Raw genomic sequence first — 26,117 nt, 5'->3', positions numbered from 1 at the left:
GCGCCGGCTTCTCGCGGCTTGCTTCGCCGAGTGGCAGCGCAGTCGCCCGAATCCATGATCAAAAGGCGGCTGAGCCGCCGCTCGGCGGGCGCGCCCCCTGAACCGCCGGCACGGACCGACCGATGCTCACCTTGAGTGACGACCCGTGTGACTGGTGGGATAAATGTGGCGGCGGCTCGGCGGTTCTGGATGGCCACACCCGTCGAGCGCAAGCTGAGTCCGGTTTCGATCAAGGAATGACCGGACTCACCTTGCGCTCGACGACCCGTAACGACCACATTCGGTAACCAGCGCCCGAACCGCGGCGGGCGCACTGAGCCGACTGTCCCTCGGCTCCCGGCCCCGCCACACCCGCATTCGCGGCCCGCCGAGGACGAGCACTCACGGGAAGGCGTTCACCGAAACAGGCCGGAGTTTCAGAACGCTCTCTCAGATCCGCCGGGTGGCGTCGCCGATCGCCTCGTCCAGGATGTCCAGGCCGAGCTGGAGGTCCTCCTCGGTGGCGGTCAGCGGCGGGGCGATCCGGAAGACCCCGCCCATGCCGGGCAGCTGCACGATGTTGACGTGCAGGCCCAGCTCCAGGCAGCGCCGGGTGACCAGTGCGCCCAGCTGGTCGGAGCTGCGCTTGGTGTCCCGGTCCAGCACCAGCTCCAGGCCGGCCAGCAGGCCGCGCCCCCGGATGTCGCCGACGGTCTCGTGCCGGTCGGCGAGCCGTTCCAGGCCGGCCCGCAGGACGCCCCCGAGTTGCGCGGTGCTCACGTCCATCCGGTCCCGTTGCAGCACGTCGAGCACGGTGTTGCCGACCGCCGCCGGCAGCGGGTCGGAGGCATGCGTGGTGAAGAACAGGAAGTCCCGCCGGTGCGCGGACTCCTCGATCTCCGCGCTGGTCACCAGGGCCGCCAGGGGCAGGCCGGCGCCGAGGGTCTTGGAGACGGTGAGGATGTCGGGGACGACGCCGTCGCGCTCGAAGGCATACCAGGTGCCGGTGCGGCACAGCCCGGTCTGGGCCTCGTCCAGGATCAGCAGCATGCCCCGTTCCCGGCACTTGTCCCGCAGCGCGGCGAGGTAGCCGGGCGGGGGTTCGAGGATCCCGCCGGAGCTGAGGATCGGCTCCACCAGGCAGGCGGCCAGGCTGCCCACCGACTGCGCGTCGACCATCTCGAACCCGAAGTCCAACTGCCGCCGCCAGTCCAGCTCGCCGTCGGCGGTGGTGAAGTCGGGGCGGTAGGTGTTGGGTGCGGGAATGGCGAAGTTTCCGGGCGCGGCCGGGCCGTAGCCCCTGCGGCCGGCGCTGTAGGTGGCGTTCGCCGCCGCCTGCGTCATGCCGTGCCAGGACCGGGCGAAGGACACGACCTCGTGCTTTCCGGTGACCAGCTTGGCCATCCGGATGGCCGCCTCGTTCGACTCGGCCCCGGTGGTCAGCAGCAGCACCTTCTCCAGCGGCTCCGGCAGCGTCCCGGCCAGCCGGCGGGCCAGGTCCACCACGGGGCGGCTGAGCATTCCGCTGAACAGGTGGTCCAGCGTGGCCACCTGCCGCGCCACGGTGTCCACGATCTCCGGGTGCCCGTGGCCGAGGATCGCGCTCATCTGGCCGGAGGTGAAGTCGAGGATCCTCCGGCCGTCCTCGGTGAACAGGTAGCTGCCCTCGGCGCGGTTGATGATCTCCGGGGTGAACGCGTTGGCGCCGATGTAACGGACCAGGTGACGGTCGGCATCGGTCCAGAACGCCTCGGCGGTGGGAGAGAGAACGGTGGCCATGGCTTCGACGGTAGGACCCGCCGATGCGACGCGTCCATCTCACAATTCCGGCTTTCCTGTTCGGTTCTATCGAACAAAGATGACAAGATGCTGAACCCGTGGCGGCTGCGGCTGCTGAGCCTGCTGGACACCCTCGGCACGGTTCGCGCGGTGGCGCAGGCGGCCCACCTGAGCGCGTCCACCGTGTCGCAGCAGCTCGCGGTGCTGGAGCGGGAGACCTCCGCGACGCTGCTCGAGCGCACCGGGCGGCGGGTGCGGCTCACCCCGGCCGGGCTGATCCTGGCGCAGCGGTCGCGGGCGATCCTGGACCACATGCAGGCCGTCGAGTCGGAGCTGCGCGACCTGGGTGAGGAGCCGGTCGGCCTGGTGCGGCTGGGGGCATTCCAGAGCGCGGTCCACACGCTGGCCGTGCCGGCGGTGGCCCGGCTGGCCGGGGAGTTCCCGCACCTCGACGTGGAGCTGCTCGAGCTGGAGCCGCACGAGAGCATCCCCGCCCTGCGCCGGGGTGACGCCGACATCATCATCACCACCACCGACCTGGTGGAGCTGCCGCTGGGCACCGACCTGGACGTGGTGGCGCTGACCCAGGACCCGATCCTGCTGATCGCGTCGCCCGAACATCCGGCGCCCCGGGGGCCGGCCGACCTGGCGAACTACGCCGACGAGCGGTGGGCGCTGGACCTGCCGCGCTCCTACATGGCCGACCTGACGCTGCGGCTGTGCCGGGAGTCGGGTTTCGAGCCGCGAGTGGCCGGCCGGTTCCGCAACTACCTGATGACGCTGCAGCACGTCGAGGCCGGCCTGTCCGTCGCGCTGCTGCCGGCGCTGGCGGTGGACCGGCGCTACCGGGTGGTGACCCGCGAGCTGGTGACGCCGGTGAACCGCACGGTGGCGGCCGTGGTGCGGCGCGGATCCCCGTCCCGGGCGGCGGTCAACGTGGTGCTCGACGCGCTGCGCCCTGAGCGCTAGCACGAAAAGTTCACCTTGCCCGGGACGCGTGAGCGGCCGCCGAGGGGGAAACTGCCTTGGATCGAAGGTGGCGGAGCGGGAGGACTTGTCGATGACGTCGGTTGAGCAGGCGGTGGAGCGGTTCCGGCACACGCCGCGCGCCGCGGGCCATTCCGAGAAGACCAGACACGAGCTGCGCGAGGCGTTGCGGCAGGTGGACCTGCTGGACAACGCCAGCGACTGGATGGTCAAGGAGCTGGACGCCGACGACGCGGTGCTGTTCAAGGGCCGGGAAGAGATCACCACCTGGCGGCAGGACTACCCGTACGACGAGCGGATGAGCCGCGACCAGTACGAGGAGATCAAGCGCGGCCTGCAGATCGAGCTGCTGAAGATGCAGTCCTGGGTGAAGGACACCGGGCAGCGGGTGGTGGTGCTCTTCGAGGGGCGGGACGCCGCCGGCAAGGGCGGCACGATCAAGCGGTTCACCGAGCACCTCAACCCGCGCGGCACCCGGGTGGTGGCGCTGGGCAAGCCGACCGAGCGCGAGCAGACCCAGTGGTACTTCCAGCGCTACTTCAGCCTGCTGCCGGCCGGTGGGGAGATCGTGCTGTTCGACCGGTCCTGGTACAACCGGGCGGTGGTGGAGCGGGTGATGGGCTTCTGCGACGACGCGCAGTACCAGGAGTTCATGACCCAGGTGCCCGGCCTGGAACGTGCGCTGGTGGACAACGGCGTGCACCTGATCAAGCTGTGGTTCTCCGTCTCGCGCGAGGAGCAGCGCACCCGGTTCCGGATCCGGGTGATCGACCCGCTCCGGCAGTGGAAGCTGAGCCCCATCGACCTCAACTCGCTGGACAAGTGGGACGACTACACCCGGGCCAAGGAGGCCATGTTCGCCGGGACCGACATCCCCGAGGCGCCGTGGACCGTGGTGAAGAGCAACGACAAGAAGCGCGGCCGGATCGCCGCGCTGCGCTGGGTGCTCTCCAACCTGGACTACCCGGCCAAGGACCCGGAGGTCGTCGGCATCCCCGATCCGCTGATCGTCGGACCGCCCTCGGAGGTCTACGAACAGAGCGAGCGCTCCTGAGCGTGTACCGCGATTTCACGTCGCGGTAACCGCCGGGTGACCGCCGCCGTTCTACAGTCCGGGCATTCTCACCGAGATTGATCCGTTCATCGGGACCGCCGCGACCAGCCTCCCGCCTCCGGCCGGTCTCGCCGCCACATGGTGGTGGCCGAAACCGCAGGTCGGGAACACCCACCCGGGCGCGACCTACCCGCTGGGCATGGTGTCGGCCTGCGCCTACTCGGGTGCCTACCCGACCGGCTACGGGCGCTACCGGAAGAACACCGAGGGCGTGCCCGAGGAACTGTTCGACACGCTGCAGGCCTCCGGCTTCACGCACTTCCAGCAGTCCGGTACCGGCGCGATCCGCAAGTACTACAACTACGTGCGGGTCACGCCGATGGTGCAGCCGCTGGACGAGCTCGGCGAGGCCTGGCCGCTGCGCGACGAGACGGCGTCGGCCGGGTACTACGCGGCCACCCTGGACACCGGCATCCGCTGCGAGATCACCGTCGGCGAGAAGGTCGCCGTGCACCGGTACACCTTCCCGGAGAGCTCGAGCGCGCGGGTGGTGGTGGACCTGTCCTGTGGCGGGCTGGCCATCGAGCACGGCCGGACCGTCCCGCTGCGCGCCCAGGTGGAGAGCATGGGGCGGGGCCACGCGCAGGGCACGGTGGTGCTGGAGGGCGTGCCGCTCTCGGTGTACCTGCAGGTGGACAGCCCCGGCTGGCGGCAGATGCTCTGGCACGACCGCCGGCTGATCGAGGGCGGCACCCGGCTGGACTTCGACAGCATCCGGCAGACCACGCTGCGCCCGTTCGGCCTGCTGTTCATGGGCTCCGCGCGGGCCGGCCGGACCATCGAGGTGCGGCTGGGCTTCTCGCTGCGCGGCTGTGACCAGGCCAGGGAGAACCTGGAGCGCGAGTGCGGGGAGGAAGGCCCGGTCTTCGACCTGGTCCGGGCGCGCACCTCGGGCCGGTGGGGCGACCACCTCAGCCGGGTCGAGGTGGATGGCGGCACACCGGCCCGCCGGCAGGTGATGGCCACCGCGCTCTACCACTCGCTGATCAAGCCCTGCTTCGGCGACGACGAGAGCCCGTTCTGGCCGGCTTCCGGGCCGTTCGCGTTCGACGTCTGCACCATGTGGGACATCTACAAGGCGCAGATCCCGCTGCTCATGGCGATCGTGCCGGACCGGGCGGCCGACCTGCTGGAGTCGCTGATCCGGGTGTGCGAGGAGGAGGGCAACTTCCCGATCGGCTACCGGATGGCCCGGGGGGCGGACCGCTTCTTCCGGCAGGGCAGCGCCCTCGCGCACACCGCGCTGGCCGACGCGCACGCGCTCGGGCTGGGCGGCCTGGACTGGAGCTGGGCACTGGTCCACATGGTGGATGACCTGCGCCGCCTCTACGGCGAGGACTTCCTGGAGCAGGGCCTGGTGCACCCGATCACCCACACGCTGGACCTGGCCTACGGCCACCACTGCACCGCCAAGGTGGCCCGGGCGCTGGGGGACAAGCGGCTGGCCGACGAGTTGGAGGAGCGGGCCCGGAACTGGGTGAACGCGTTCGAGCGGTCCACCGGGCTGCTGCGCGACTCCGAGTTCTACGAGGGCGGCAAGTGGAACTACTCGTTCCGGCTGCTGCACGACATGCGGGCGCGGATCGCGCTGGCCGGTGGCGAGGACGCCTTCGTCGCCATGCTGGACCGGTTCTTCGGGTTCGGCGGCAGTGTTCCCGTCGGGCGCCAAGCCGGCCGCCCGCCCGCGGCCGGCTTCGCCGGGGCCGTCACCCAGCCCGGGCGGCGGCCGTCGGCCGAGGAGATGGCGGCCGGCTACGCGCTGAACCGGTTCGAGGGGCTGAACAACGAGCCGGACATGGACGCGCCGTGGGCCTACCACTATGCCGGCCGCCCCGACCGCACGGCCGAGATCGTGCACGCGGCGCTCACCTGGCAGTTCGGCACCGGCGCCGGCGGGCTGCCGGGCAACGACGACTCGGGCGGGCTCAGCGCGTGGTACGTCTGGGCGTCGCTGGGGCTGTTCCCGGTCGCCGGGCAGGGCCGGTTCCTGGTCAACGCGCCGGCGTTCGCCCGGGCCGCCCTGCGGGTGGACGGCGGCGAGTTCGTCATCGAGGCCTCCGGGCACCGGGACGAACCGATCGGCGCGGACGGCGTCGAGCACACCCCGCCCACCCAGTACGTGCGGTCGGCCACACTGAACGGCCGGCCGCTCGAGACGACCCACATCAACGCGTCGGAGGTGCACCGAGGCGGCCTGCTGCGGCTGGAGCTCGGCCCGGAGCCGTCCCAGTGGGGGCGCTCGGCCCGCCCGCCCTCGGTGTCCGACGCCCGGCCCGGAGGGGGCACGACATGAGCTTCCCAGAACGCCGACTGGTCATCGTGGTGCGTGCCGACCCGGTGATCTGCGGCCACTCCGGCGAGGCGCGCAACCTGGCCGAGGTGGCCCTGACCAGGGGTTTCACCGACGTCCGGCTGCTGACCTGGCCCCTTGCCGCGCTGCAGGCGGCCGGCCTCCCGCTGAAGCCGCTGGACCGGCTCCAGCCCTACAGCCCGGGGATTACCGTGGAACGCCCCGAACCGGTCGGCGACTACCGCGTGCCGGACGGCCGCCACCTGGCCGGCCTCACCGGCCGGCTGGTCGAGCTGCTCGCCGACCCGGTGCCGACCGTCTGCCTGTCCATGTACCTGGCGCCGCACGCGAACGTCGTCGTCGACGCGGTGGCCTCGGCCCGCGCGGCCGGCTTCGCCCCGGACGTGCACACCATCGCCAAGGCGGTCGGCTCGGACGTCACCAACGTGATCCGGTCCTGCCTGCGCGAGGGCCGGTTCGGCGCCGCCGTGGCCACGTTCACCACGTATCTCGCGCACGACCAGGTGGTGGCGGTCTCCGAGTACACCCGGGACCAGATAGTGCTGGCCGCCGAGGCGGTGGACCGGCACACCGGCACCCGGTTCGCCGGCGAGTGCCGGGACCGGGTGACGGTCAGCTACCCGCCGATCGAGGCCGCCGCCTACCTCGACCCGGACCCGGCCGAGGTGGACGCCGCACTGGCCCGCCGGGGCCTGGTCCGGGACGGCTACCTGCTGTTCCTCTCCCGGGTGACCCGGGCCAAGGGCGTGCACGACCTGGTGGTGGCGTACGCCGGGAGCCGAGCCCGCGACCGGGTGAAGCTGGTCATCGCGGGCAACGGGACTTCACTGGCGGAGGTGCGCGAGCTGGCCGCTCCGCTCGGTGACCGGGTGGTTTTCCTGACCGACGTGGACGACGCGGAGAAACCCCGGCTCATGCGCGGCTGCGCGGGTTACGCGCTGCCGACCAAGGAGGAGCCCGACTTCGTGGAGACCTTCGGGATCGCGCTGGCCGAGAAGCTGCTCACCGGGGGCGGCCCGGTGATCACCGCGCTCACCGGCGGCACCGGCGAGGCGGTCGGCGATGCAGCGGTCATCGTGCCGGCCGGCGACGTCCCCGCGCTGGCGGCGGCGCTGGACCGGGTGGTGCTGGAGATGCCGGAGCACGAGCGGCGCTCGCTGGAGCGGCGCGGCCGCGAGCAGGCCATGGCCTTCGACCGCGCCCGGGTGTTCGACGACCTCTTCCGCGCCCGCCCCCAGGTACTCGCCAGCTAGATCGCGGAGGGGTGGGGGCACAGCGGCGTGACCTGGACGGTCATGTACTGGAAGAGGGGGAGGTTCCAGAGGATCTCGTGCAGCTCGTCGGTGGAGCCCACGTCGAAGATGCTCACGTTGGAGTACTTCCCGACCACCCGCCAGATGTGCCGCCACTTCCCCTGCCGCTGCAGGTCCTGCGCGTAGGCCTTCTCCCGGGCGAGGGTGTCGGCGCGGACGTCCGGGTCGAGGTCGTGCGGGATGTCGACGTCCATGGTGACGTGGAAGAGCACGGGTCAGTCCCTCCGGAACGCGCGGATCTTGTCGGGGTCGAGCTCCACGCCCAGCCCGGGGCCTTCGGGCAGGTGCAGGTGGCCGCCGGCGTAGCGCAGCGGTTCGGTGACCATCTCCTCGGCCATGAGCAGCGGTCCGAACAGCTCGCTGCCCCAGGTTACGCCGGGGGCCGCGCAGGCGAAATGGAGCGAGGCGGCGGTGCCGACCGGGGACTCGATCGAGGTCGCCCCGTGCGAGGGGATGCCGGCGGCCGCCCCGATCGCCGCGATCTCCATGCTGGCCCGCAGGCCGCCGCACTTGGTGGTCTTCACCGCGAAGATGTCCGCCGCGCGAAGCCGGGCGATGCGCACCGCGTCGCCCGGGGTGCGCAGGGTCTCGTCGGCCATGACCGGGATGGGCAGCGCCGCGCTGATCTCGGCCAGCGCCTCGATCTCGGCGCCGGGTACGGGTTGCTCCACCATCTCCACGCCGGCCTCGGCCAGCCGGGGCAGGTGGGTCAGCGCGGTGAGCCGGTCCCAGCGGGCGTTCAGGTCCACCCGGACGCCGGCCACCCCGGCCAGCTTCTCGGCGACGGAGCGGATGCGGGCGACGTCGTCGGCCGGGTCCTGGGCGCCCATCTTCAGCTTGAAGGTGTGGTGCAGGTTGGCGTCCAGCTTGCCGAGCGCCTCCTCGACCACCACGGGCGCGGGCTCGGTGCCCAGCGCCCAGGTGACCGGTACCGAGGTGCGGGCCAGCCCGCCGAGGAGGGTGTGCACGGGCACGCCGAGCGCGCGGGCCCACGCGTCGTGCACGGCCACCTCGACGGCGGCCTTGGCGAACAGGTTGTTGGCCACCACGTCGGTGACCTCGCGCAGGATGCCGTGGACGTCGTCCACCCGACGGCCGAGCACGACCGGCGCGATGTAGCGCTCCACCACCAGTTGCATGGTCTCCACCGACTCGCCGCCCCACCACGGCCCGGCCGGCACGACTCCCTCGCCCACGCCGGTGCTCCCGCCCCTGGTCCGGACGAAGACGTAGAGCACCGGCTGGGCGTCCATGCTCACGCGGGCGAAACGGTGCGGGCGGCGCAATGGGATGTCCACCAGCACCGTTTCGACGCGGTCGATCCGGAGGTCGTCGTCGCTCACGCCGGCTCGAGCACGAAGTCGTAGACCGCCGTGTAGCCGCCGTCGGCCTGCCGCTCCGGGTCCAGCACCAGCTCGTCCTTGGTCGCCGACGCGATGTCGGACCCGAGCCACTCGCCGCCGGCGAAGTAGAGCTGGGTGGTGATCTGGCGGTGGCCGTCCGCGCGCACCATCAGGTGCAGGTGGGCCGGGCGCCACGGGTGCCAGCCGGCCGCCGCGATCAGTGCGCCGGTCGGGCCGTCGGTCGGGATCTGGTAGGGCGCGGGCAGGACGGAGGTGATCTCGAACCGGCCCTGGTCGTCGGTGACGATCACGCCGCGCAGGTTGCCCTCGGGCAGGTCCGGGGCGAAACCGGAGTAGTAGCCGTCGGCGTCGGCCTGCCAGAAGTCGATCTCCGCACCGGCCAGCGCGGCGCCGTCCAGATCGCGGACCTGGCCGGAGAAGACCAACCGCGCCCCCTTCTCGTCCGGCCGCATCGGCAGTGTGGCGACCGAGCCCAACCGCCGCTGGCCGGGCAGGTAGTAGGGGCCCTCGATGCTGCCGACGCTGCCCCGCTGGGTGCGGGCGGCGACCTTCTCAACCTCGTGCTCGAAGAAGACGTCGAGGAACAGCGGCCATTCGCCGCCCTCCCCGACCTCCATCAGCCACCGCTTGACGGTCTGGAACTCCGGGTAGCTGACCTCCTCCTCGCGGATCACCTGGTGGATGGCGGCCAGGGTGCGGGAGAGCAGCCGGTCGGCGCGCTCCTGGGACGTGCCGGCGCTGCCCCGGCGTTCGGTGCTGGCCCGGAAGGCGTCCGAGGCGCTGGCGCCCGAGCCGGCGGCGGTGGGTGAGGGCTGTGTGGTGGTCATCGTGTCCTCCTGGTGTGCGTCAGTGCCGGTTGCGCAGGAAGCTGACGTCGTCGTTGTTGACGAGGTCGGGAACGGTCCAGCCGTCCAGGTCGTACTCCGCCAGGCACTGTTCGGCAAGGCCCTTCATGGCGGCGGTGTGGCCCTGGGCCTCGGCGGCGAACAGCAGCTCGGCCTTCACGTTCTCGTGGTTGCCGGAGTAGTTGCGCTCGTACAGCTCGTGGCGCCCGCCGAACTCGGACCCGACGGCGTCCCACAGCGCCTTCATGACCTTGACCCGGTCGACGGCCTCGTAGCCGTTCGAACCCCGGACGTAGCGGTCCAGGTAGGGCCGCACCTCGGGGGTCTTGAAATCGATCGAGTGCGAGTTGAGGTAGATCAGCCCGGACGCCACGTCGGACTCGATGATCTCCTTGATCCGCGGGTAGGCCTGGATCATCAGCATCCGGTAGGTCAGGCCGTAGTCCAGCTTGGGCAGCAGGGCGCCGCCCACCCACTCGTCGGGGTTGCTGGCCATCGCGTCGGCCAGGGCGAAGAAGGTGTTCCGCCAGCCGATCACCTCACCGACCCGGCTCTGTACGCCCCGGAAGTCCTTGCTGCCGGTGATCTCCAGGGCCTTGAGCAGCAGGCCGGCGATAAAATCGATCTTGGTGGCCAGCCGGATGCAGCCGTGGAAGGTGAACCGGGGGATGAACCCGGAGACCGGGAAGAAGCCGTTGATCTTCTCGATGTCGCCGTAGAGGAAGACGTTCTCCCAGGGCACCAGGACCTTGTCGAAGACGAAGATCGTGTCGTTCTCGTCCAGCCGGGAGGACAGCGGGTAGTCGAACGGGCTGCCCATCACGGCGGCCTGCTGGGTGTAGGAGGTGCGACAGATCAGCTTGATGCCCGGCGCGTCCATGGGCACCGTGCAGATCAGCGCGAACTCCTTCTTCTTGATCGGCAGCCCGTAGTGCGCGATGAAGTTGTAGTTGGTGATCGCCGACCCGGTGGCCACGACCTTCGCCCCGGACACGATCAGGCCGGCGTCGGTCTCCTTCTCCACCTTCATGAACACGTCGCCGACCTCGTCCGGCGGGAGGTTGCGGTCCACCGGCGGGTTGATGATGGCGTGGTTCCAGTAGAGGACCTTCTCCTGCGACTCGCGGTACCAGCGCTTCGCGTTGTCCTCGAACGGCGCGTAGAACTCGCTGTTCGCGCCGAGGGTGCCGAGGAAGCTGGCCTTGTAGTCGGGGGAGCGACCCATCCAGCCATAGCTCATCCGGGCCCAGGTCTCGATCGCCTTGCGGTCGGCGAGCAGGTCCTCGACCGTGTGCGGGCTGCGGAAGAACGGGTGCGTGACGCCGCCGTTGCCGGTGTCGGTCGGCACGGTGAGCGCATCCCGGGCGGCCGGGTCGTGCAGGGCGTCGTAGAGCCGGGCGGTCATCCGGACCGGGTTGCGGAAGGCCGGGTGGGTGGTCACGTCCCTGACCCGCTCGCCGTAGATCCACACCTCCCGGCCGTCCCGGATCGACTCGAGGTACTCGTCGCCGGTCATCGGGGCGGTGGCGGTCGGGGTCGCGGCGACGCGGTCCTGCTGGATCGTCATGGGTCTGGCCCTTCGGTTGCGAGTTCAGGCGGCGTGCGGGCGTAGTGGGGTGAAGGTGGTTGCGGCTCCGTCGACAATCCCGAACCAACCGGCCTCGGGGCAGTCGAGCGAGCCTCCCCAGTGCGTGCCGGTCTCCACCGGGCCGATGTCCCGGAACGAGCCCCGGTAGAACAGCAGCGGCTCGGCCTCGGTGACCTCGATGTGGGCGACCTCGCCGACGACGATCAGGTGGTCGCCCCCGTCGTAGGTGCGCCACGGGCGGCAGGAGTACACCGCCGCCGAACCCACCAGCACCGGCGCGGTGGGTCCCTCCGCCCACTCCGGCCCGGGGTCGGCGGGCCGGCCGGCGAAGTGCCAGGCGGTGTCGGCCTGGCCGGCACCCAGCACGTTGACCGCGAACGGTGCTCCGTCCAGGTAGCCGCAGGCCTTGGACCGGCGGGTGAGCGTGACCTGGCACAGCGCGGGCTCCAGCGACACGGCGGTGAACGCGTTCACCGTGGCGCCGTGCGGAGTGCCTTCGTTGTTGTGGCAGGTCACGACGGTAACGCCGGTGGCGAACCGGCCGAACGCGTTCCGCAGCTGACGGGGCTGGACGGTCATGTCGGCCGCACCTCCTTGTGCGTTGATGTACGCTATGCGTACTATACGAACGCTTTGCGTTCAACGCGGTTGAGACTGCCGCACCGGCCAAGGCCGGTCAAGGCCCGAGCGGGTATTCCGTTGCGGAAGGATGAGCGGATGGCTGTGGAGGGTGGCGACCGCGACTACGTGCAGAGCCTGGAGCGCGGCTTCGCCGTACTGCTCGCCTTCGACGAGGAACTGAGCAACCCGACGCTCGCCGAGCTGGCCTCGGCCACGGGGCTCTCCCGCCCGGCCGTGCGCCGGCTGCTGATCACCCTGCAGCGCCTGGGATACGTGGCCAACGAGGGCACGCGCTGGCGGCTGACGCCGAGGGTGCTCAGCATCGGCCAGCACTACACCGCCACCCGGGCAATGATCGAGATCGCCCAGCCGCACCTGCTGCACCTGGCCGAGCAAACCGGGGAGTCCGCCTCGCTGGCCGAGCTGGACGGCCATGACGCGGTCTACGTGGCCCGCGTGCCGGTCCGCCGGATCATGAGCATCAACGTCGCGGTCGGCACCCGGGTGCCGGCGTACGCCACGTCGATGGGAAGGGTGCTACTGGCCTGGGCCGGCCCCGAGCGGATCACCCGCTTCCTGGAGGAGAGCGACCTGCGCGCGCGGACGCCGTCCACGGTGACCGATCCCGCCGAGCTGCGCCTGGTCCTGGCCGGGGTGCGCGAGCGGGGATGGGCGATCGTGGACGGCGAGCTGGAGGAGGGCCTGATCTCGGCCGCCGCCCCGGTCAGGGACCGCACCGGCCGGGTGGTCGCGGCGCTCGCCTCGTCCACCTCGGCCGGTCGCCAGGCGCCGGAGAAGCTGGCCAACGAGACGGTGCCGATCCTGCTCGACGCGGCCCGGGACCTGGCCGCCGACCTCGGCCACGTCGAGCCGAGGGCGGCGGTGTCCCGAGACGGGTTCTACTGAGCGGCTTCTACCTGGTCGCGCAGTACCGCGAAGATCGCCTCGGCTTCGGCGGGAACGAACCGGCTGACTTCGATCCGGTCCCTGGTCGGCTCGCTCATGTCGGCCATCTCCGTGTGGGTTCCCGGAAGAGTGTCCCGAACAGCCTTGCCGGTCGCGCCGACGGGACACCACGGCGGTTGCCCCGCGCGGCCGGCGGCGATATTGTACGTACATTTGATGCGACTGGTTCGGGTCCGGCGGAAGGCGGCGAACCGATGATCGTGGAGCAGTTCTATCTGGGGTGCTTGTCGCAGGCGTCCTACCTGGTGGCGGACGAGGCCTCCGGCCGCGCGGCGGTGGTGGACCCGCGCCGGGACGTGCAGGAGTACCTGGACGCGGCCCGGCGGCTGGGTCTGCGCATCGAGCTGGTTCTGTTGACCCACGTGCACGCGGACTTCGTGCCGGGACACACCGAGCTGGCCGAGCGCACCGGGGCCACCGTGGCGATGAGTGAGCTGGCGCCGGTGGAGTTCGGCTTCCGGCACCTGCGGGACGGCGAGGTCCTGGAGCTGGGCGCACCGGGCACGGGCGTCAGCATCCAGGTGCTGGCCACCCCCGGCCACACGCCGGAGTCGCTCACCTTCGCGCTGCGCGAGCACGCGGCGGACCCGGCCCCAACGGCCATCCTGACCGGGGACACGCTGTTCCTCGGCGACGTGGGCCGGCCCGACCTGCTGGGTGCCGCCGGCCGGACCTCGGAGCAGATGGCGCGGGACCTGTACCGGTCGCTGCGGGAGAAGATCCTGCCGCTGCCGGACGAGGTCAGCGTGTACCCGGGGCACGGCGCGGGCAGTGCCTGCGGCAAGGCGCTCGCCGCGGAGACCGTGTCCACGCTCGGGGCCCAGCGGGCCACCAACTACGCCCTGGCGCCGATGACCGAGGACGAGTTCGTCGCCGTGGTGACCGAGGGGCTCGCCGCGCCGCCCAGCTACTTCGCCCAGGACGTGGCGATCAACCGCGCCGGGCACACCAGCTTCGACCCCTCGGCCGAGTTGCCCTGGCTGGCCGCGCCGGAGGCGGTGGCCCGGCAGCGGGCCGGCGCGCTGCTGCTGGACGTGCGGGACAACGAGGCGTTCGCGGAGGGACACCTGCGCGGCGCGGTGAACGTGGCGCTGCCCGGCCGGTTCGCCGAGTACGCCGCGGCCGTGCACCAGGCCGGGCAGGCCGTGCTGCTGGTCGGCTCATCGCCGGAGGTGCAAGAGGCGCGGATGCGGCTGGCCCGGGTGGGCGTCGACGAGGTCGCGGGCGCGGTGATCTGGCCGGTCACCGGGCACTCGGAGCTCGTGTCGGTGCCACAGCGGCTGACGCCGGAGCAGGCCCTGCGGCGCATCGCCTCGGAGCCGGGGTTGCAGGTGGTGGACGTGCGCGGGCCGGGGGAGCACGCCGACGGGGCGTTGCCCGGCGCGGTCAACCTGCCCCTGACCAGGCTTGGCGAGCTGCTCGGGCGGCTGGATCCGTCCCGCCCGGTGCTCACGCACTGCGCCGGCGGCTACCGCTCGCTGGCCGCCGCCAGCCTGCTGCGCTCGCGGGGGTTCACCGATGTGGCCGACCTGCTCGGCGGCTGGGGGGCGTGGCGCGAACACGTGCGGGCGTGAGGTCAGAACTGGCCCAGGCTCTGTACCGCGACCGCGGCACCGACCAGCGCCAGCAGCACCGCGAACGCACGGGTGAGCGTGTCGCCGGAGAGCGCGCCGGAGATCCGCTTGCCGGCCAGCGCGCCGGCGACGGCGGCCAGCGTGAAGGGCAGGATCACCCGCCACTCGAACTCGGCCACGCCGATCCGGGCGCCCAGCGCGGACACCGAGTTCACCGCGATGATCAGCAGGGAGGTACCGACCGCGCGGGACATCGGCATGCGCAGCCCGATCACCAGCGCGGGCACCACCAGGAACCCGCCGCCGACCCCGAGGAACCCGGTGAGGAACCCGATCACCAGCCCGCACCCGATCGCCTGGCCGATCAGCGCCGTCGCGCCTCGCCGGGCGTCGTCGGCGGACCGCGGCGCATCCGGCCGCCGGCCGTTGATCAGCATCGCGGCCGCCGCGAGCACGGTGAGCGCGGCGAACGCCAGCAGCAGCACGTGTTGCGACACCCGGTGGTTGGCCAGGGTGCCCAGGTAGGCGGCGGGCAGCCCGAAGACGCCGAACACCAGCCCGGTCCGCCAGTCGACCTGGCCGCCCCGCAGCCGGGCCAGCGTGCCGGTGACCGCGGTCAGGCCGACGATGATGATGCTGCTCGTGGTTGCCTGCTGGGCGCTCTGCCCGAGCGCGTAGACCAGGGCCGGCACCACGAGCACGCCGCCCCCGCCCCCGAGGGCGCCGAGGCACAGCCCGATGAGCACACCCAGACCGGCCGCCAGCAGCATCGGCTAGCTTCTCGGTGTGAGGCCGAGCCGGTAGGCGTCGTTGGGCGCCAGGTTCGCGGTGATCACGAACCGGTCGCCGCGCACGACGGTGTGCCGCCACTCCACGGGTTGGCCGCGCGAGCAGCCCAGCCGCTCGATGGCGAAGGCGGCGGCGTCCGGCGCGAGGTCCAGCAGCCACCGTTCACCCGGGTAGGGCAGCACGGCGCGGATGTGCTCCTGTCCGCCGGTGACCCGCACGCCGCACCGCCGGGCGTACTCGTCGTACAGCGCGGTGTGCCGGAAGTCCACCTCGAGCAGCGGCGCGGCCAGGTGTTCGGGCAGCCACACCCGGTCCAGCGCCAGCGGCGCGCTGCCGGCCATGCGCAGCCGCTCAAGGTAGACCAGCGGGGTCGACTCCTCGAGGCCCAGCCGGGCCGCGATGACCCCGTCCGCGCGCACGTCCAGCGTGCGCACCACGCTGCGCTGCTCCAACCCGGCCGCCTCCACCGAGTTGAACAGGCTGTACAGCACGCCCACGGGCTGCTCGATCTCGTCCGGCCCGACCACCCTGGGGCGGCGGCCCCGGTTGGCGGTGACCACGCCCTCGCCGCGCAGGCGGCGCAACGACTCGCGCACGGTGTGCCGGCTGACCCGGTACTCCTCGACCAGCGCGTGCTCGCCGGGGAACGCGTCGGCGAACTCGCCGTCGGCCAGCCGCCGGCGAAGGTCGGCGAGCACCTGCGCCCAGAGCGGCTCCTTCGCCTCCCGCTTCGGCGGCCGCGCCCCTCCGACACCGTTCACCGCGCCAAATGTACGGTCATTTACCGCCGGACGCCAGTGGTGGAGCGCTGGTTCGGCACCGCGGATTTCCGCCGCCAGAACCGCCCTGAGTGCCTGATGATCTTCGATTACCTGGTCAACATGACATGGCGGCCATTTCCCGCGCCTCCGAACGGCCACGTGTCATGGTGATCATGGATTCCAATGCCGCTCAGTTAAGGGTTCGCGCCGGTCGTTTCGGGCTGCCGGTTCGGCGTGGGTTGGGTACGGAAGATGGCCTGGACGGGAGCGCGGTGATCGCCCTGGCGCGGTTGCCGTCCAGGCCGCCGGCAGTGGTACGGGGTGTGACCGGTGTCGGTCGGGTTCGGCCCGCTCGGTTCATCGAAGTCGACACGAGTCTGGTTTTTTCAAGATCGAACCAGAATGGTGTCGCACTCGATGAGGTCCAGCCGTGGAATTGCCCGCGCGGACTCGGCGGTTGGCAACGCTGCGCGACGAAGGGCGCCACACATCAGCCGCTCGCCGTGCGCACGGGCGCGACCCGAGCCGTTCGCCTCACGGGCGTATCAGAGACATGCGTTTCCACGATCGCGGGAACCGCGACGGGCCGCACCCGGCCGCCGCGGACCGCCCGCGCCGTCCAAGCGATCTTTCAGCCGGCACCAGCCCCTAAAAGGGAACACCGGCCGCATGTGCCTCCCGCACGATCGCGGCAAACCTGGCAATGCGGCCCGGCTCCCGGTCCGGCTTCGTCGGAGTGGCCTCAGGCGCGGGCTCGGCCGGTCGGTCGGGCCGGTCGTTCGACGGGTCGTCGTGCGGTGCTGAGTTCACGGGTGGTCCTCGGGAGGTCGATCGACAGGGGCGCCGGGGCGCCCGGCGGTCAGCGGGCGCGGTTCACCCGGCGACACATGCGGTCGTCGATCGAGAGCTGATCGGTCGCGAGCAGGGACACCCGGAAGGGGGGTGTCGTCGCGGTACCGGAACCAGCCACCCAACCAGTGCACCACGCCGGCTCACGCGGTGCAATGTGGTGGCGGCCTCCGCGGTTCCGCCGCGCTCTGCCTACTGGGGGAAAGTTGATCTATCACATCGCCTACCGGGCCGACTGGGCCGCCGCCCGGGCGGCCGGCCGATACACCGTCTCCACCCGGGGAGTCAGCCTGGAGGAGCAGGGGTACATCCACGCCAGCGCCGCCGGCCAGGTCGCCGCCACCGCCAACCGGTTCTACGCCGGTGAGACCGGTCTGGTCGTGCTGGTCATCGACCCGGAGGCGCTGAGCTCCCCGGTGCGGTTCGAACCACCGGCGCCGGGCGTGGCGGAGCTGTTCCCGCACATCTACGGCCCGATCGAGGTGGCGGCCGTGGTCGAAACCGTCCCGCTCACCGCCGACGCCGAGGGACGGTTCCGGTTCAGTTGTTGAGCAGCGCGTTCGGCCGGGTCACGACCGAGACGCAGGCCGAGGACGACCAGACCCGCGATGGCCGCGAACGACCAGGCCAGCTCGGCCGGCGACGCGACGAACTGGTTCTGGGCGATCTGCAGCGCGGTGAGCGCGGCCGAGCCGGTCACGAACACCAGGGCGGTGGCGGCCAGCCCGGTCCGGCCCAGCCAGGGCCGGGTGCGGTCGCCGGCGAAGGTCTCCATCACCGCGATCGGCACGCAGATGCTCCACACGGTGTGCATGGTCAGCACGTCCTGGAGCAGTTGCACGCTGGTGCCCAGCACGGGGACGTAGGTCTCGGCGTAGGCGTCGGCGATGCTGAACCCGCCGTAGGACGGGTTCCACAGCATCATGTCGATCGGCCCCTCCTCGAGCAGCGCGTAGGCGGCGGCCAACGCGACCATGGTCGGCCAGCCGCGCCCGGTGCGGCGGGTGACCTCACGGATCAGCAGCGCCCCGCCCCCGTACATCGGGGCCAGCCCGAGCAGCGACTCGGGCTGGGTGATCGGGGTGTTGCCGAGCAGGTACTCGCCGACCAGCGGGGCGAGGAGGAACAGCCCGGCCGCCAGCCCCCGGCTCCGCGTATAGATCATGTACCGCAAGTTAGGACGGCGGAGGGGCGCGCCGCATCGGACCGAAGATCAGGACACCGGTTCTTTGGTATGCAGCTCCATGGTGAACAGCCCTCGGCACTCCAACTCGCGCAGGAATGACCCGGCCGGGAAGGCCTCGGCCGCGCTGAGCACCCCGGCCGCGCTGAGCACCCCGGCCGCGCTGAGCACCCCGGCCGCGCTGAGCACCCCGGCCGCGCTGAGCACTCCGGCGGCGTCGGGCACCCCGGCCGCCGGGGCGTCGCCACCGGCCAGTCGCAGGCCGGCCTGCACGGAGACCATGGCGCCCACCCGGTAGATGTCCCGGCCGCGCAGGTAGCCGCTCCGCCCGTTTTCCGCGCACACGGCGATGGTGAAGCTGGACCGCGCCCGGGTGGAAGCGTCGACGTCGTCGCTGGTGAACGCCGTGTCCTCGGCGAAGGTGTCCGTGGTCATGAGCGCCTGGACCGCGCGCGTGGCCACGTGCCGGGGGATGGTGACGACCTCGCCGGCCGGGTGGTCGGCCATCACCGCGCGGGCACCGACCGGCGGCGGGAACTCGAACGACGCCGGCGCCGTCCGGGCCGGTGCCACCCGGTGGACGCCGTCGGCGTAGAGCACCCGGTCGGCGCCGATCAACTCGGCCGCGGTGGCCTTCGACGCGGTGGTCAACCGCCAGCCAGTGATCGCGTAGGCCACCGTGACCGCGTCCAGGGGCGCGCCGTCGGCGAGCAGGTCGGCCAGCAGGTCGGCCAGCGCGCCGTAGAAGCTCATGCCCGGGATGACCACGAGGTTCGCCCCGCGCGCCCGGCCCTGGAAGGCGTCGAACAGGTGCTTGATGTGCAGGGGTTCGGCGGCGTGGTCGAGGTAGTGGCAGCCGGCGGCGAGCGCGGCCGATGCGACCGGTTCTCCGGAGCGGGAGAACGGCCCGGCACAGTTGATCAGCACGGCCGAGCCGTCGGCCGCCTTCCGCAGCGCCGCGTGGTCGTCCAGCCCGGCCACCCGGACCTGCGCCGAGCCGCCGAGCTCCCCGGCCAGGGCATCCAGCGAGGCGGAGTCGCGGCCGGCGAGCACCACGTCGTGGCCCCGGGCGGCGAGTTCGGTGGCGACCAGGCGGCCGGTGTGCCCGGTGGCGCCGTAGACCGATATCGGCAGCATGTCGCCCACTTTCATACTTAGGGTACGTAACCTTGGTACGCAAGTTACGTACTTCTGGTATGTTTTGTCAATGCCCCGTAGAACCCAGGCCGAACGGTCGGAGGAGACCACGCGCGCCCTGGTCGAGGCGGGGCTGACGCTGTTCGGCCGGGACGGCTACGCGGCAACCTCGATCGACGCCGTCGCGTCGTTGGCCGGGGTGACCAAGGGCGCGGCGTACCACCACTTCGAGGGCAAGATCGGGTTGTTCCGGACGGTGTTCGTCCGCCAGGAGGAGCGGCTGGCCGAGGCGTTGACCCGCGCCGGCGAGGGTGCCCCGGACAGCTGGTCGGCGGTGCGCGCGGGCTGCCACGAGTTCCTGCGCCGGTGCCTGGAACCGGGCACCCGGCAGATCGTGCTGCGCGACGGGCCGGCCGTGCTGGGCTGGGACACCGTGCGCGAGATCGAGTACCAGCACACCCTGCGGCTGCTCCGGGGCAGCCTGCGGGCCGCCCAGGCGGACGGACGGATCATCGAGGGCGACCTGGCGATCCGGAGCCAGCTGCTGTTCGGCGCGCTGTGCGAGGCCGGCATGCTGCTCGCCCGGACCGCCGACCCCGAGTCGGCCCTGCCCGCTGTCATCGCGGAGGCGGACCGCCTGCTGGACTCGCTGGCCCGCTGACCCGCCGGCGGCGGCTGGCGTTCACGTGTTCCCGGGCGAGGCGGCCGGCCGCGTCGGGGTCGCCGGCCCGGATAGCGTCCAGGATGGCCCGGTGCTCGTCCCGGGAGGTCGGCATCGCGCCCCGCCCGGACAGCCCGCGCAGCCGGAACAGGTGCAGCTCGTTCATCAGCCGCCGGTACAGCTCGGTGAGCTTGGGGTTGGCCGCGTACACCGCCAGCTGGTCGTGGAACCGCAGGTTGAGCGGGTAGTAGGCGACCAGGTCGCCGGCGTCGGCCGCCCGGTCCATGTCGTCGAGCAGGCCCTCCAGGGCGGCCAGGTGCTCGGGTGTTGCGTTGGCGGCGGCCTTGCGTGCGATCAGCTCGTCCAGCACCTCGCGCAGCTCGTAGATCTGGTCGGCCTCCTCCTCGGTGACCTCCCGGACGAACACGCCCCGGTTCTTCAGCTGCCGCACCAGCCCGAGCTCGGCCAACGAGCGGAACGCCTCGCGCACCGGCGCGCGGGACACCCCGAACCGCTCGGACAGCGCCGACTCGTTGAGCCATTCCCCGGCGCCGATCTCCCCGGTGAGGATCAGCTCGGTGATCTCCCGCTGTACCAGCGCGGCCAGCGAGTTGGTCTGCACCAGCTGCAACGCGTCCATATCTAGAAGCCGATCGGTCGGGTGAGGTGGAAGTTGTACTCGATCTCCCGTCCGGTGGCGGCGTCCACCGGACGGTTGTAGATGATCAGTGGCGCGATCGCCTCGGCGACGCCGCCGTGCGTCCGGAACTCGGCCGGCAGCTCCTCCTCGCCGGCGGGATCGTCCACCGGTCCGAACACGGTGTCGATGTCCCCGGTCACCACCAGGTCGCCGATCCGGTCCGGGTGCAGCAGGAACTCCTCGGCCGCGCGGAGGCGGTCGTGCACGCCGGCCACTCCGGGCAGCGAACGGCAGGCGTCGGCGACCCGCTCCAGGTCACCGGGCTCGCGCAGCCAGAGGAACGCGGTGCCACCGAAGTTGCGGTGGTGGCGCAGGTAGGGGTCCCGCTCGGCGGACATGGCGAAGAAGATATCGGCACCCCGGGCCGGTAGGACCGTGTTCAGGTCGTAGCAGCGGGACTTGAAGTTCATCCCGTGGTCGGCGGACAGGTACACCTCGAGGTCCGGGTGCTCGTCCAACAGCTCGCCGAGCAACTCGTCCCACCGGCTCAGGTGGAACCGGGACAGCTCGCCGGAGGGCGGCTCCATGTGCATCGGGTAGTCGGTGGTGTGGAAGTAGACCAGCCGGGCCGGCGTCTCGTTCAGCACCACGCGCACCGCCCGGAACAGCCAGTGGTTGATGTCGGCCGAGTAGATGTGCGGCGCCGGGCCGAGCCGGTCCACCCAGTCGATGTCCGCGCCCACCGCCGTTTCCGGCGCCTCGGCGGCCAGGCGAATGTCCGCGCCGGCGCACAGCAGCGACTGGGTCTTGCGCTTCGCGGTGAGCAGCGCCGAGGTGAACCCGTGCGGCGCGGCCCGCTGGAACAGCGTCGGCGTGAGCACCATGGACGCCTGGTCCATGTACCGCTCCTCGCGGGTTTCCAGGTCGAAGTAGGAGTTGCCGGTGATGCCGTGCTCGGCGGGGGAGACGCCGCAGCAGATCCCGGTGTTGTTCACGTTGGTCACGCTCGGCATGACCCCGCGCACGGTCTTGGCGAACCCCTCGGCCGCCAGCCGCTTGGTGTTCGGCATGTCGCTCGCCTCGAGGTAGGCCGGGTCGAACCCGTCCAGCATGACGACCAGAATCTTCCGCTCCATGCCGGCAACGCTACGGTCGCCTACCGTCGATCGTCAACTGTCGACAATCGACGAGACGACAGCGCATGAGTTCGAGCCACACACACATTCACTGTCTCGCCCCCGCGGCGGGAGACTGATCGTGCCGAGGAGAGGATTTCGAGATGCGCACGCTGTCACTGATGGTCGCGACGGTTTCCATGGCGCTAGGCGCCGGGGTCTTCCTGCTCTATGCCCACACGATCATGCCGGGGCTCGGGCACACCGATGACCGCACGTTCGTGGCGGCCTTCCAGGAGATCGACAGGTCCGTGCTGAACCCGTGGTTCATCGGCTTCAGCTTCTTCGGCGCACTGGTGTTCGGCATCCTGGCGGCGGTCCTGAACCGGGGCCGGCCGGCGCTGCGCTGGATCCTGCTCGCCCTGGCGCTGCACCTCGTGGTGGTGGTGCTGACCGTCTCGATCAACGTGCCGCTCAACGACGCCATCAAGGCCGCCGGCGACCCGGACCGGATCCCGGACCTGGCCGCCGTCCGGGCCGCGTTCGACGAGGCGAAGTGGCGGACGTGGAACGTGGTGCGCACGCTGCTCGACCTGGCCGCGTTCGTCAGCCTGGCCTGGGCGTTGGTGCTGCACGGCCGCTCCACTCCGGCTGTCCGACCCAAGGGGTAGCGTTCGGGGCGGTGGACGGAAGCGGGTTGGAGACGGTGGCGGAGGACTTCGCCGAGGCGCGGCCGAAGCTGTTCGGCATCGCCTACCGGATGCTCGGCAGCGTCGCCGACGCCGAGGACGTCCTGCAGGACGTCTGGGTCAAGTGGCAGGTGCAGGACCGCGCCCAGATCCGGGACGCCACCGCATTCCTGGTCACCATGACCACCCGGTTGGCCATCAACATGACCCGCACCGCCCGCGCCCGGCGGGAGACCTACGCCGGCCCCTGGCTGCCGGAACCGGTGGACACCTCGGCCGATCCCCAGCTCGGCGCCGAGCGGGGCGAGGCGCTGGAGACCGCGGTGCTGGTGCTGCTGGAGAAGCTCACGCCGACCGAGCGCGCGGCGTTCGTGCTGCGCGAGGCCTTCGACTATCCGTACAGCCGCATCGCCGAGGTGCTGCACAGCAAGGAACCCGCCGCGCGCAAGCTGTTCAGCCGGGCCAAGGCGCGCATCGCGGCCGAGCGGCAGCGGTCGGTGGACGAGGGCGAGCGGCGGAAGCTGCTCTCCGCGTTCCTCAGCGCCGCGCAGGCCGGGGACTTCCAGGAGTTGGAGTCGCTGCTCGCCGCCGAGGCGGCCAGCTACTCGGACGGCGGCGGCGCGGTGCGGGACGCGCTGCGGGTGCCGGTGGTCGGCCGGACCCGGGTGGCCCGGTTCGTCGCGGGGTTCGCCGCCCGGTTCTGGACGGATGTGCGGGTCGACTGGGTGGAGGCCAACGGCGGCCCCGCCGTGCTGGTCACCCTGGACGGGGCGCCGAGGGCGCTGCTCATGGTGAGTGGCACCGGCGACGGCATCGACCGCGTCTATTGGGTGATGAACCCGGCGAAGCTGGCGCACATCGCGGCGCGGGCCACGGTTGACGGCACGACGTGACGGTCGTCACGTCGGCCCTTCGCTAACAGCGGTCACAGATTTGAGTGCTGCCCTGTCCTCGCTTCTGACTTGGCGTTCTCGATGACGAAGGGGTTATCCCGTGAAGATCGTTGTGATCGGTGGGACGGGGCTCATCGGCTCGAAGCTGGTGGCCTGGCTGCGCGAGCGCGGTCACGAGGCGGTGCCGGCCGCCCCGAACACCGGCGTCAACACGCTGACCGGCGAGGGCCTGGCCGAGGCGCTCGAGGGCGCGGCGGTGGTGGTGGACGTCTCGAACTCGCCGGACTTCGCCGACGGCCCGGTGATGGAGTTCTTCCGCACCTCCACCACCAACCTGCTCGACCACTCGGCAAAGGCCGGGGTCGGGCACTACGTGGCGCTCTCCGTGGTCGGCACCGACCGGCTGCTGGAGTCGGGCTACTTCCGGGCCAAGCAGGCGCAGGAGGACCTGATCCGCGAATCGGGCCGCGACTACTCGATCGTGCACGCCACCCAGTTCTTCGAGTTCGTCAAGGCCATCGCCGACTTCAGCACCGTGGACGGCCAGGTCCGTCTCTCCACCGCGCTGATCCAGCCGATCTCCTCCGGCGACGTGGCCGCCGCCGTCGGCCGGGCCGCGGTGGGCGAGCCGCTGAACGGGATCCGGGAGATCGCCGGCCCGGAGGAGTTCCCGCTGGACGAGCTGGTGCGCCGGGGCCTCGCGGCCAAGAACGACCCCCGCGAGGTGGTCGCCGACGAGCAGGCGCTCTACTACGGCGCCCACTTCGGTGAGCGGACCCTGGTCCCCGGACCGGACGCGGAGCTCGGTGGGGACACCTTCGACAAGTGGTCGGCCGGGCAGTAGCCACCTGGTCCGGGCGGCCGTGCCGGTCTCGCGGTCGCCCGGATCTCCCGAGCCGCTAGGGTCCAGCCGCATGAGGCTTGGGATGAGGTTGCCGTTGGCTGCCGCCGTGGTGGCCGTGATGTTGGTCAGCGCCTGTGGCGGCCCGGCGGCGCCCCCCGAGGAGTCAAAGGGGGAGACCGACACCGGGGCCCGTTCGCCCAATCCGCCGGCGGCCTCGCTCGGCCCGGCGCCGGCGATGCGGGTGGTGGTCAGCGGCCTGGACCACCCCTGGGACCTGAACTGGGGTCCGGACAACTTCCTCTGGGTGGGCGAGAAGGAGGGGAAGCGGATCACCCGGGTCAACCCGGCCGACGGGGCGAAGTCGGTCGCGGTGACCATCCCGGACGTCGCCCCCGGTGACGGCCAGCAGGGCCTGCTCGGGTTCGCGTTCGCCGACCGCGCGGTGTTCGTGGCGTACAGCTACGGCACCCCGCCGGCCCAGATGCACGGCAAGATCGTGAAGTTCGCCTACGACAAGGCGGCCGGGACGCTGAGCAACCCCACCGAGGTGATCTCCAACCTGCCGGCCAGCGAGGACCACAACTCCGGCCGGCTGCTGGTCGGCCCGGACGGCAAGCTCTACTACTCGATCGGAGACCAGGGCAACAACCAGTTCGACCGGGCCTGCCAGCCGATCCGCGCGCAGGACCTGCCCACCGAGGCACAGGTCACGGCCAAGGACTGGAGCACCTATGTGGGCAAGACGCTCCGGCTGAACCAGGACGGCACGGTGCCGCCGGACAACCCGGTGATCAAGGGCGTGCGCAGCCACGTGTTCACCTACGGCCACCGCAACCCCCAAGGCCTGGCGTTCGGCCCGGGCGGGAAGCTCTACTCCGACGAGCACGGCCCGAAGAGCGACGACGAGATCAACCTGCTCAAGGCGGGCAAGAACTACGGCTGGCCGTTCGTGGCCGGGTTCAAGGACAGCCAGTCCTACCAGTACGCGAACTGGTCGGCGGCCTCCGGCTGTGCCGGCCTGGACTACGACGACTACGAGGTCCCGCCGTCGGTGCCGCGCGGCCCGCGCGAGGTGGACTGGTCCGCGCCGGACTACACCGAGCCGCTCAAGACCCTGTACACGGTGCCGACCGGGCAGAACTTCCAGGACAAGGCCTGCGGGGAGAACCTGGACCTGTGCTGGCCGTCCATCGCGCCGTCCAGCCTGGAGTACTCCCCGGCCGACCGGGCGCCCAACCCGCAGCTGGCCAACGCGCTGCTGGCGACCAGCCTGAAGAACGGCTCGCTGTACGTGCTCAAGCTCAGCCAGAACGGCGACTGGGCGCAGGGCGACGTGGTGCAGCTGTTCCGCACGCGCAACCGCTACCGCGACGTCGTGGTGAGCCCGGACCGCACCAAGGTCTACATCGCCACGGACAGTGAGGGCCTGGCCGGCCCGGGGTCCGGCTCGCAGTCCGGCGCGCTGGACAACCCGGGCTCGGTCCTCGAGTTCACCCTCACCGTGCCACGCTGACTCCCGGATCGGAGGCGTGGCCCCATGTATCGGCGGGGGCGTTGGGTTCGGAAGATCGGCCTGGACGGCCCGGGCTGGTTGGTCTGCCGCCGCTGCTGTCCTGGTTGCCGGCTTTGCTACGGGGTGTGACCGGTGCCGGTCGGGTTCGGCCCGTGCGGTTGGTCGAGGTCGACACGAGTCTGGATTTTTCAAGATCGAAGCAGACAGGTGTCGCACTCGACGCGGACCCGCTGCGAAATTGCCCGCGCGGGCTCGGCGGTTGACAACGCTGCGTGACGAAGGCCGCCACACGGGCGGCGGGCGGGCCGAGCCGCGGCAGACCGAGCGGCCTGGGCCGTCCAGGCCGATCTTTCGAACCCAACGCCCCCGCCGAACCGGCGGGCCCAAGACGATCGTCGCGGACCCTTGACTGAACGACATTGGGGTCGATGATCATCACTCGAACCCAACCCACTCCCTGACTAGTGCCCCGACACGAAACGTTCAGCACGTTTCTCGGCGGCCCAGACGCCGCCTGGCGGCGTTGTCGTCGTCGCACGTAGCTCCGCTACGCACTCCTCCTCCGCCTTGCCAGCCGACCTCTGGATCCACCGAATAAACAT

The 26,117-nt window shown here is 71.4% G+C and carries 24 protein-coding genes; 12 read left to right on the top strand and 12 right to left on the bottom strand.

Annotated features, from left to right (window positions below):
- Positions 1 to 429: 429 nt before the first annotated feature.
- Entirely contained in the window at positions 430 to 1,758 is a 1,329-nt protein-coding gene (locus ABEB12_RS26900; RefSeq protein WP_185062545.1) for an aminotransferase class III-fold pyridoxal phosphate-dependent enzyme, read from the bottom strand.
- 87 nt (positions 1,759 to 1,845) lie between these two features.
- On the opposite strand from ABEB12_RS26900, the gene ABEB12_RS26895 reads away from it, so the two are divergent.
- The 4 genes from ABEB12_RS26895 (at position 1,846) to ABEB12_RS26880 (ending at position 7,423) form a co-directional block, all read left to right on the top strand.
- Entirely contained in the window at positions 1,846 to 2,727 is an 882-nt protein-coding gene (locus ABEB12_RS26895) for a LysR substrate-binding domain-containing protein (protein WP_185062544.1), read from the top strand.
- Between the two features lie 91 nt (positions 2,728 to 2,818).
- Positions 2,819 to 3,799: a polyphosphate kinase 2 gene (gene ppk2 / locus ABEB12_RS26890; protein ID WP_185062543.1), complete on the top strand. Its 981-nt coding sequence runs from the start codon at positions 2,819 to 2,821 to the stop codon at positions 3,797 to 3,799.
- Between the two features lie 64 nt (positions 3,800 to 3,863).
- Positions 3,864 to 6,152 (top strand): GH92 family glycosyl hydrolase, encoded by a 2,289-nt coding sequence (locus tag ABEB12_RS26885; protein WP_185063095.1) that lies wholly within the window; start codon positions 3,864 to 3,866, stop codon positions 6,150 to 6,152.
- Entirely contained in the window at positions 6,149 to 7,423 is a 1,275-nt protein-coding gene (locus ABEB12_RS26880; protein WP_185062542.1) for a glycosyltransferase, read from the top strand. The genes ABEB12_RS26885 and ABEB12_RS26880 overlap by 4 nt, the downstream gene beginning before the upstream one ends.
- Here the strand turns inward: ABEB12_RS26880 and catC are convergent.
- The 5 genes from catC to ABEB12_RS26855 are packed head-to-tail and all read right to left on the bottom strand — an operon-like array spanning position 7,420 to position 11,859.
- Positions 7,420 to 7,695, bottom strand: coding sequence for a muconolactone Delta-isomerase (gene catC, locus ABEB12_RS26875; protein ID WP_345703168.1), 276 nt, complete (start codon positions 7,693 to 7,695; stop codon positions 7,420 to 7,422). The two genes, ABEB12_RS26880 and catC, sit on opposite strands and share 4 nt — an antisense overlap.
- A 3-nt stretch (positions 7,696 to 7,698) precedes the next feature.
- Positions 7,699 to 8,826, bottom strand: a complete 1,128-nt coding sequence (locus ABEB12_RS26870; protein WP_185062541.1) for a muconate/chloromuconate family cycloisomerase — start codon at positions 8,824 to 8,826, stop codon at positions 7,699 to 7,701.
- On the bottom strand, positions 8,823 to 9,674 hold the full coding sequence (gene catA / locus ABEB12_RS26865; RefSeq protein WP_185062540.1) for a catechol 1,2-dioxygenase: 852 nt from the start codon (positions 9,672 to 9,674) through the stop codon (positions 8,823 to 8,825). Before catA ends, ABEB12_RS26870 begins: the two co-directional genes overlap by 4 nt.
- A 19-nt stretch (positions 9,675 to 9,693) precedes the next feature.
- Positions 9,694 to 11,259, bottom strand: coding sequence for a 4-hydroxyphenylacetate 3-hydroxylase N-terminal domain-containing protein (locus ABEB12_RS26860; protein ID WP_185062539.1), 1,566 nt, complete (start codon positions 11,257 to 11,259; stop codon positions 9,694 to 9,696).
- 24 nt (positions 11,260 to 11,283) lie between these two features.
- On the bottom strand, positions 11,284 to 11,859 hold the full coding sequence (locus ABEB12_RS26855) for a flavin reductase (protein ID WP_185062538.1): 576 nt from the start codon (positions 11,857 to 11,859) through the stop codon (positions 11,284 to 11,286).
- 138 nt (positions 11,860 to 11,997) lie between these two features.
- On the opposite strand from ABEB12_RS26855, the gene ABEB12_RS26850 reads away from it, so the two are divergent.
- Complete coding sequence (locus tag ABEB12_RS26850; RefSeq protein ID WP_185062537.1) at positions 11,998 to 12,807, top strand: IclR family transcriptional regulator domain-containing protein; 810 nt, start codon at positions 11,998 to 12,000, stop codon at positions 12,805 to 12,807.
- A gap of 254 nt (positions 12,808 to 13,061) precedes the next feature.
- Positions 13,062 to 14,441, top strand: coding sequence for a rhodanese-like domain-containing protein (locus tag ABEB12_RS26845; RefSeq protein ID WP_185062536.1), 1,380 nt, complete (start codon positions 13,062 to 13,064; stop codon positions 14,439 to 14,441).
- A 2-nt stretch (positions 14,442 to 14,443) separates the two neighbouring features.
- On the opposite strand, the gene ABEB12_RS26840 is transcribed toward ABEB12_RS26845, so the two are convergent.
- Positions 14,444 to 15,211 carry a TSUP family transporter gene (locus ABEB12_RS26840; protein WP_185062535.1) on the bottom strand — a complete coding sequence of 256 codons (768 nt, stop codon included), beginning with the start codon at positions 15,209 to 15,211 and terminating at the stop codon, positions 14,444 to 14,446.
- A 3-nt stretch (positions 15,212 to 15,214) separates the two neighbouring features.
- Complete coding sequence (locus ABEB12_RS26835; protein ID WP_345703167.1) at positions 15,215 to 15,991, bottom strand: GntR family transcriptional regulator; 777 nt, start codon at positions 15,989 to 15,991, stop codon at positions 15,215 to 15,217.
- A gap of 1,055 nt (positions 15,992 to 17,046) precedes the next feature.
- Here ABEB12_RS26835 and ABEB12_RS26830 point away from each other — a divergent pair.
- Positions 17,047 to 17,391, top strand: a complete 345-nt coding sequence (locus ABEB12_RS26830; protein ID WP_221498207.1) for a DUF952 domain-containing protein — start codon at positions 17,047 to 17,049, stop codon at positions 17,389 to 17,391.
- Here the strand turns inward: ABEB12_RS26830 and ABEB12_RS26825 are convergent.
- Positions 17,307 to 18,005: a hypothetical protein gene (locus ABEB12_RS26825; protein WP_185062533.1), complete on the bottom strand. Its 699-nt coding sequence runs from the start codon at positions 18,003 to 18,005 to the stop codon at positions 17,307 to 17,309. The genes ABEB12_RS26830 and ABEB12_RS26825 overlap by 85 nt on opposite strands.
- 48 nt (positions 18,006 to 18,053) lie before the next feature.
- Positions 18,054 to 19,160, bottom strand: coding sequence for a saccharopine dehydrogenase NADP-binding domain-containing protein (locus ABEB12_RS26820; protein ID WP_185062532.1), 1,107 nt, complete (start codon positions 19,158 to 19,160; stop codon positions 18,054 to 18,056).
- A 70-nt stretch (positions 19,161 to 19,230) separates the two neighbouring features.
- On the opposite strand from ABEB12_RS26820, the gene ABEB12_RS26815 reads away from it, so the two are divergent.
- The gene (locus tag ABEB12_RS26815) at positions 19,231 to 19,821 is read left to right on the top strand and encodes a TetR family transcriptional regulator (protein WP_185062531.1); all 591 of its coding nucleotides are present in this window, start codon (positions 19,231 to 19,233) and stop codon (positions 19,819 to 19,821) included.
- Here the strand turns inward: ABEB12_RS26815 and ABEB12_RS26810 are convergent.
- Positions 19,778 to 20,461: an FCD domain-containing protein gene (locus ABEB12_RS26810; protein ID WP_185062530.1), complete on the bottom strand. Its 684-nt coding sequence runs from the start codon at positions 20,459 to 20,461 to the stop codon at positions 19,778 to 19,780. The two genes, ABEB12_RS26815 and ABEB12_RS26810, sit on opposite strands and share 44 nt — an antisense overlap.
- 2 nt (positions 20,462 to 20,463) lie before the next feature.
- Positions 20,464 to 21,597: an alkaline phosphatase family protein gene (locus tag ABEB12_RS26805; RefSeq protein WP_185062529.1), complete on the bottom strand. Its 1,134-nt coding sequence runs from the start codon at positions 21,595 to 21,597 to the stop codon at positions 20,464 to 20,466.
- A gap of 143 nt (positions 21,598 to 21,740) precedes the next feature.
- Here ABEB12_RS26805 and ABEB12_RS26800 point away from each other — a divergent pair, with 143 nt between their 5' ends.
- From ABEB12_RS26800 to ABEB12_RS26785, 4 genes are all read left to right on the top strand, one after another.
- A complete protein-coding gene (locus ABEB12_RS26800; protein ID WP_185062528.1) occupies positions 21,741 to 22,247 on the top strand; it encodes an anthrone oxygenase family protein in 507 nt (168 codons plus the stop codon).
- Positions 22,248 to 22,258: 11 nt separating this feature from the next.
- On the top strand, positions 22,259 to 23,158 hold the full coding sequence (locus tag ABEB12_RS26795; protein ID WP_185062527.1) for an RNA polymerase sigma-70 factor: 900 nt from the start codon (positions 22,259 to 22,261) through the stop codon (positions 23,156 to 23,158).
- Positions 23,159 to 23,258: 100 nt separating this feature from the next.
- On the top strand, positions 23,259 to 24,002 hold the full coding sequence (locus tag ABEB12_RS26790; RefSeq protein WP_185062526.1) for an NAD(P)H-binding protein: 744 nt from the start codon (positions 23,259 to 23,261) through the stop codon (positions 24,000 to 24,002).
- An 82-nt stretch (positions 24,003 to 24,084) separates the two neighbouring features.
- On the top strand, positions 24,085 to 25,515 hold the full coding sequence (locus ABEB12_RS26785; RefSeq protein ID WP_221498206.1) for a glucose/sorbosone family PQQ-dependent dehydrogenase: 1,431 nt from the start codon (positions 24,085 to 24,087) through the stop codon (positions 25,513 to 25,515).
- Positions 25,516 to 26,117: the final 602 nt, after the last annotated feature.

Source organism: Actinospineispora eucalypti (assembly GCF_039543365.1).
GTDB lineage: Bacteria > Actinomycetota > Actinomycetes > Mycobacteriales > Pseudonocardiaceae > Pseudonocardia > Pseudonocardia eucalypti.
This window is presented reverse-complemented; position numbering and strand designations above follow the sequence as displayed.

Coding starts and splice junctions, on each gene's coding strand:
- ABEB12_RS26850 (WP_185062537.1), top strand. CDS start 11,998: ATGGCTGTGGAGGGTGGCGACCGCGACTACGTGCAGAGCCTGGAGCGC.
- ABEB12_RS26845 (WP_185062536.1), top strand. CDS start 13,062: ATGATCGTGGAGCAGTTCTATCTGGGGTGCTTGTCGCAGGCGTCCTAC.
- ABEB12_RS26815 (WP_185062531.1), top strand. CDS start 19,231: ATGCCCCGTAGAACCCAGGCCGAACGGTCGGAGGAGACCACGCGCGCC.
- ABEB12_RS26785 (WP_221498206.1), top strand. CDS start 24,085: ATGAGGTTGCCGTTGGCTGCCGCCGTGGTGGCCGTGATGTTGGTCAGC.
- ABEB12_RS26855 (WP_185062538.1), bottom strand. CDS start 11,859: ATGACCGTCCAGCCCCGTCAGCTGCGGAACGCGTTCGGCCGGTTCGCC.
- ABEB12_RS26860 (WP_185062539.1), bottom strand. CDS start 11,259: ATGACGATCCAGCAGGACCGCGTCGCCGCGACCCCGACCGCCACCGCC.
- ABEB12_RS26800 (WP_185062528.1), top strand. CDS start 21,741: ATGCGCACGCTGTCACTGATGGTCGCGACGGTTTCCATGGCGCTAGGC.
- ABEB12_RS26895 (WP_185062544.1), top strand. CDS start 1,846: ATGCTGAACCCGTGGCGGCTGCGGCTGCTGAGCCTGCTGGACACCCTC.
- catA (WP_185062540.1), bottom strand. CDS start 9,674: ATGACCACCACACAGCCCTCACCCACCGCCGCCGGCTCGGGCGCCAGC.
- ABEB12_RS26820 (WP_185062532.1), bottom strand. CDS start 19,160: ATGCTGCCGATATCGGTCTACGGCGCCACCGGGCACACCGGCCGCCTG.
- ABEB12_RS26880 (WP_185062542.1), top strand. CDS start 6,149: ATGAGCTTCCCAGAACGCCGACTGGTCATCGTGGTGCGTGCCGACCCG.
- ABEB12_RS26805 (WP_185062529.1), bottom strand. CDS start 21,597: ATGGAGCGGAAGATTCTGGTCGTCATGCTGGACGGGTTCGACCCGGCC.
- ABEB12_RS26810 (WP_185062530.1), bottom strand. CDS start 20,461: ATGGACGCGTTGCAGCTGGTGCAGACCAACTCGCTGGCCGCGCTGGTA.
- ABEB12_RS26840 (WP_185062535.1), bottom strand. CDS start 15,211: ATGCTGCTGGCGGCCGGTCTGGGTGTGCTCATCGGGCTGTGCCTCGGC.
- ABEB12_RS26825 (WP_185062533.1), bottom strand. CDS start 18,005: ATGATCTATACGCGGAGCCGGGGGCTGGCGGCCGGGCTGTTCCTCCTC.
- ppk2 (WP_185062543.1), top strand. CDS start 2,819: ATGACGTCGGTTGAGCAGGCGGTGGAGCGGTTCCGGCACACGCCGCGC.
- ABEB12_RS26900 (WP_185062545.1), bottom strand. CDS start 1,758: ATGGCCACCGTTCTCTCTCCCACCGCCGAGGCGTTCTGGACCGATGCC.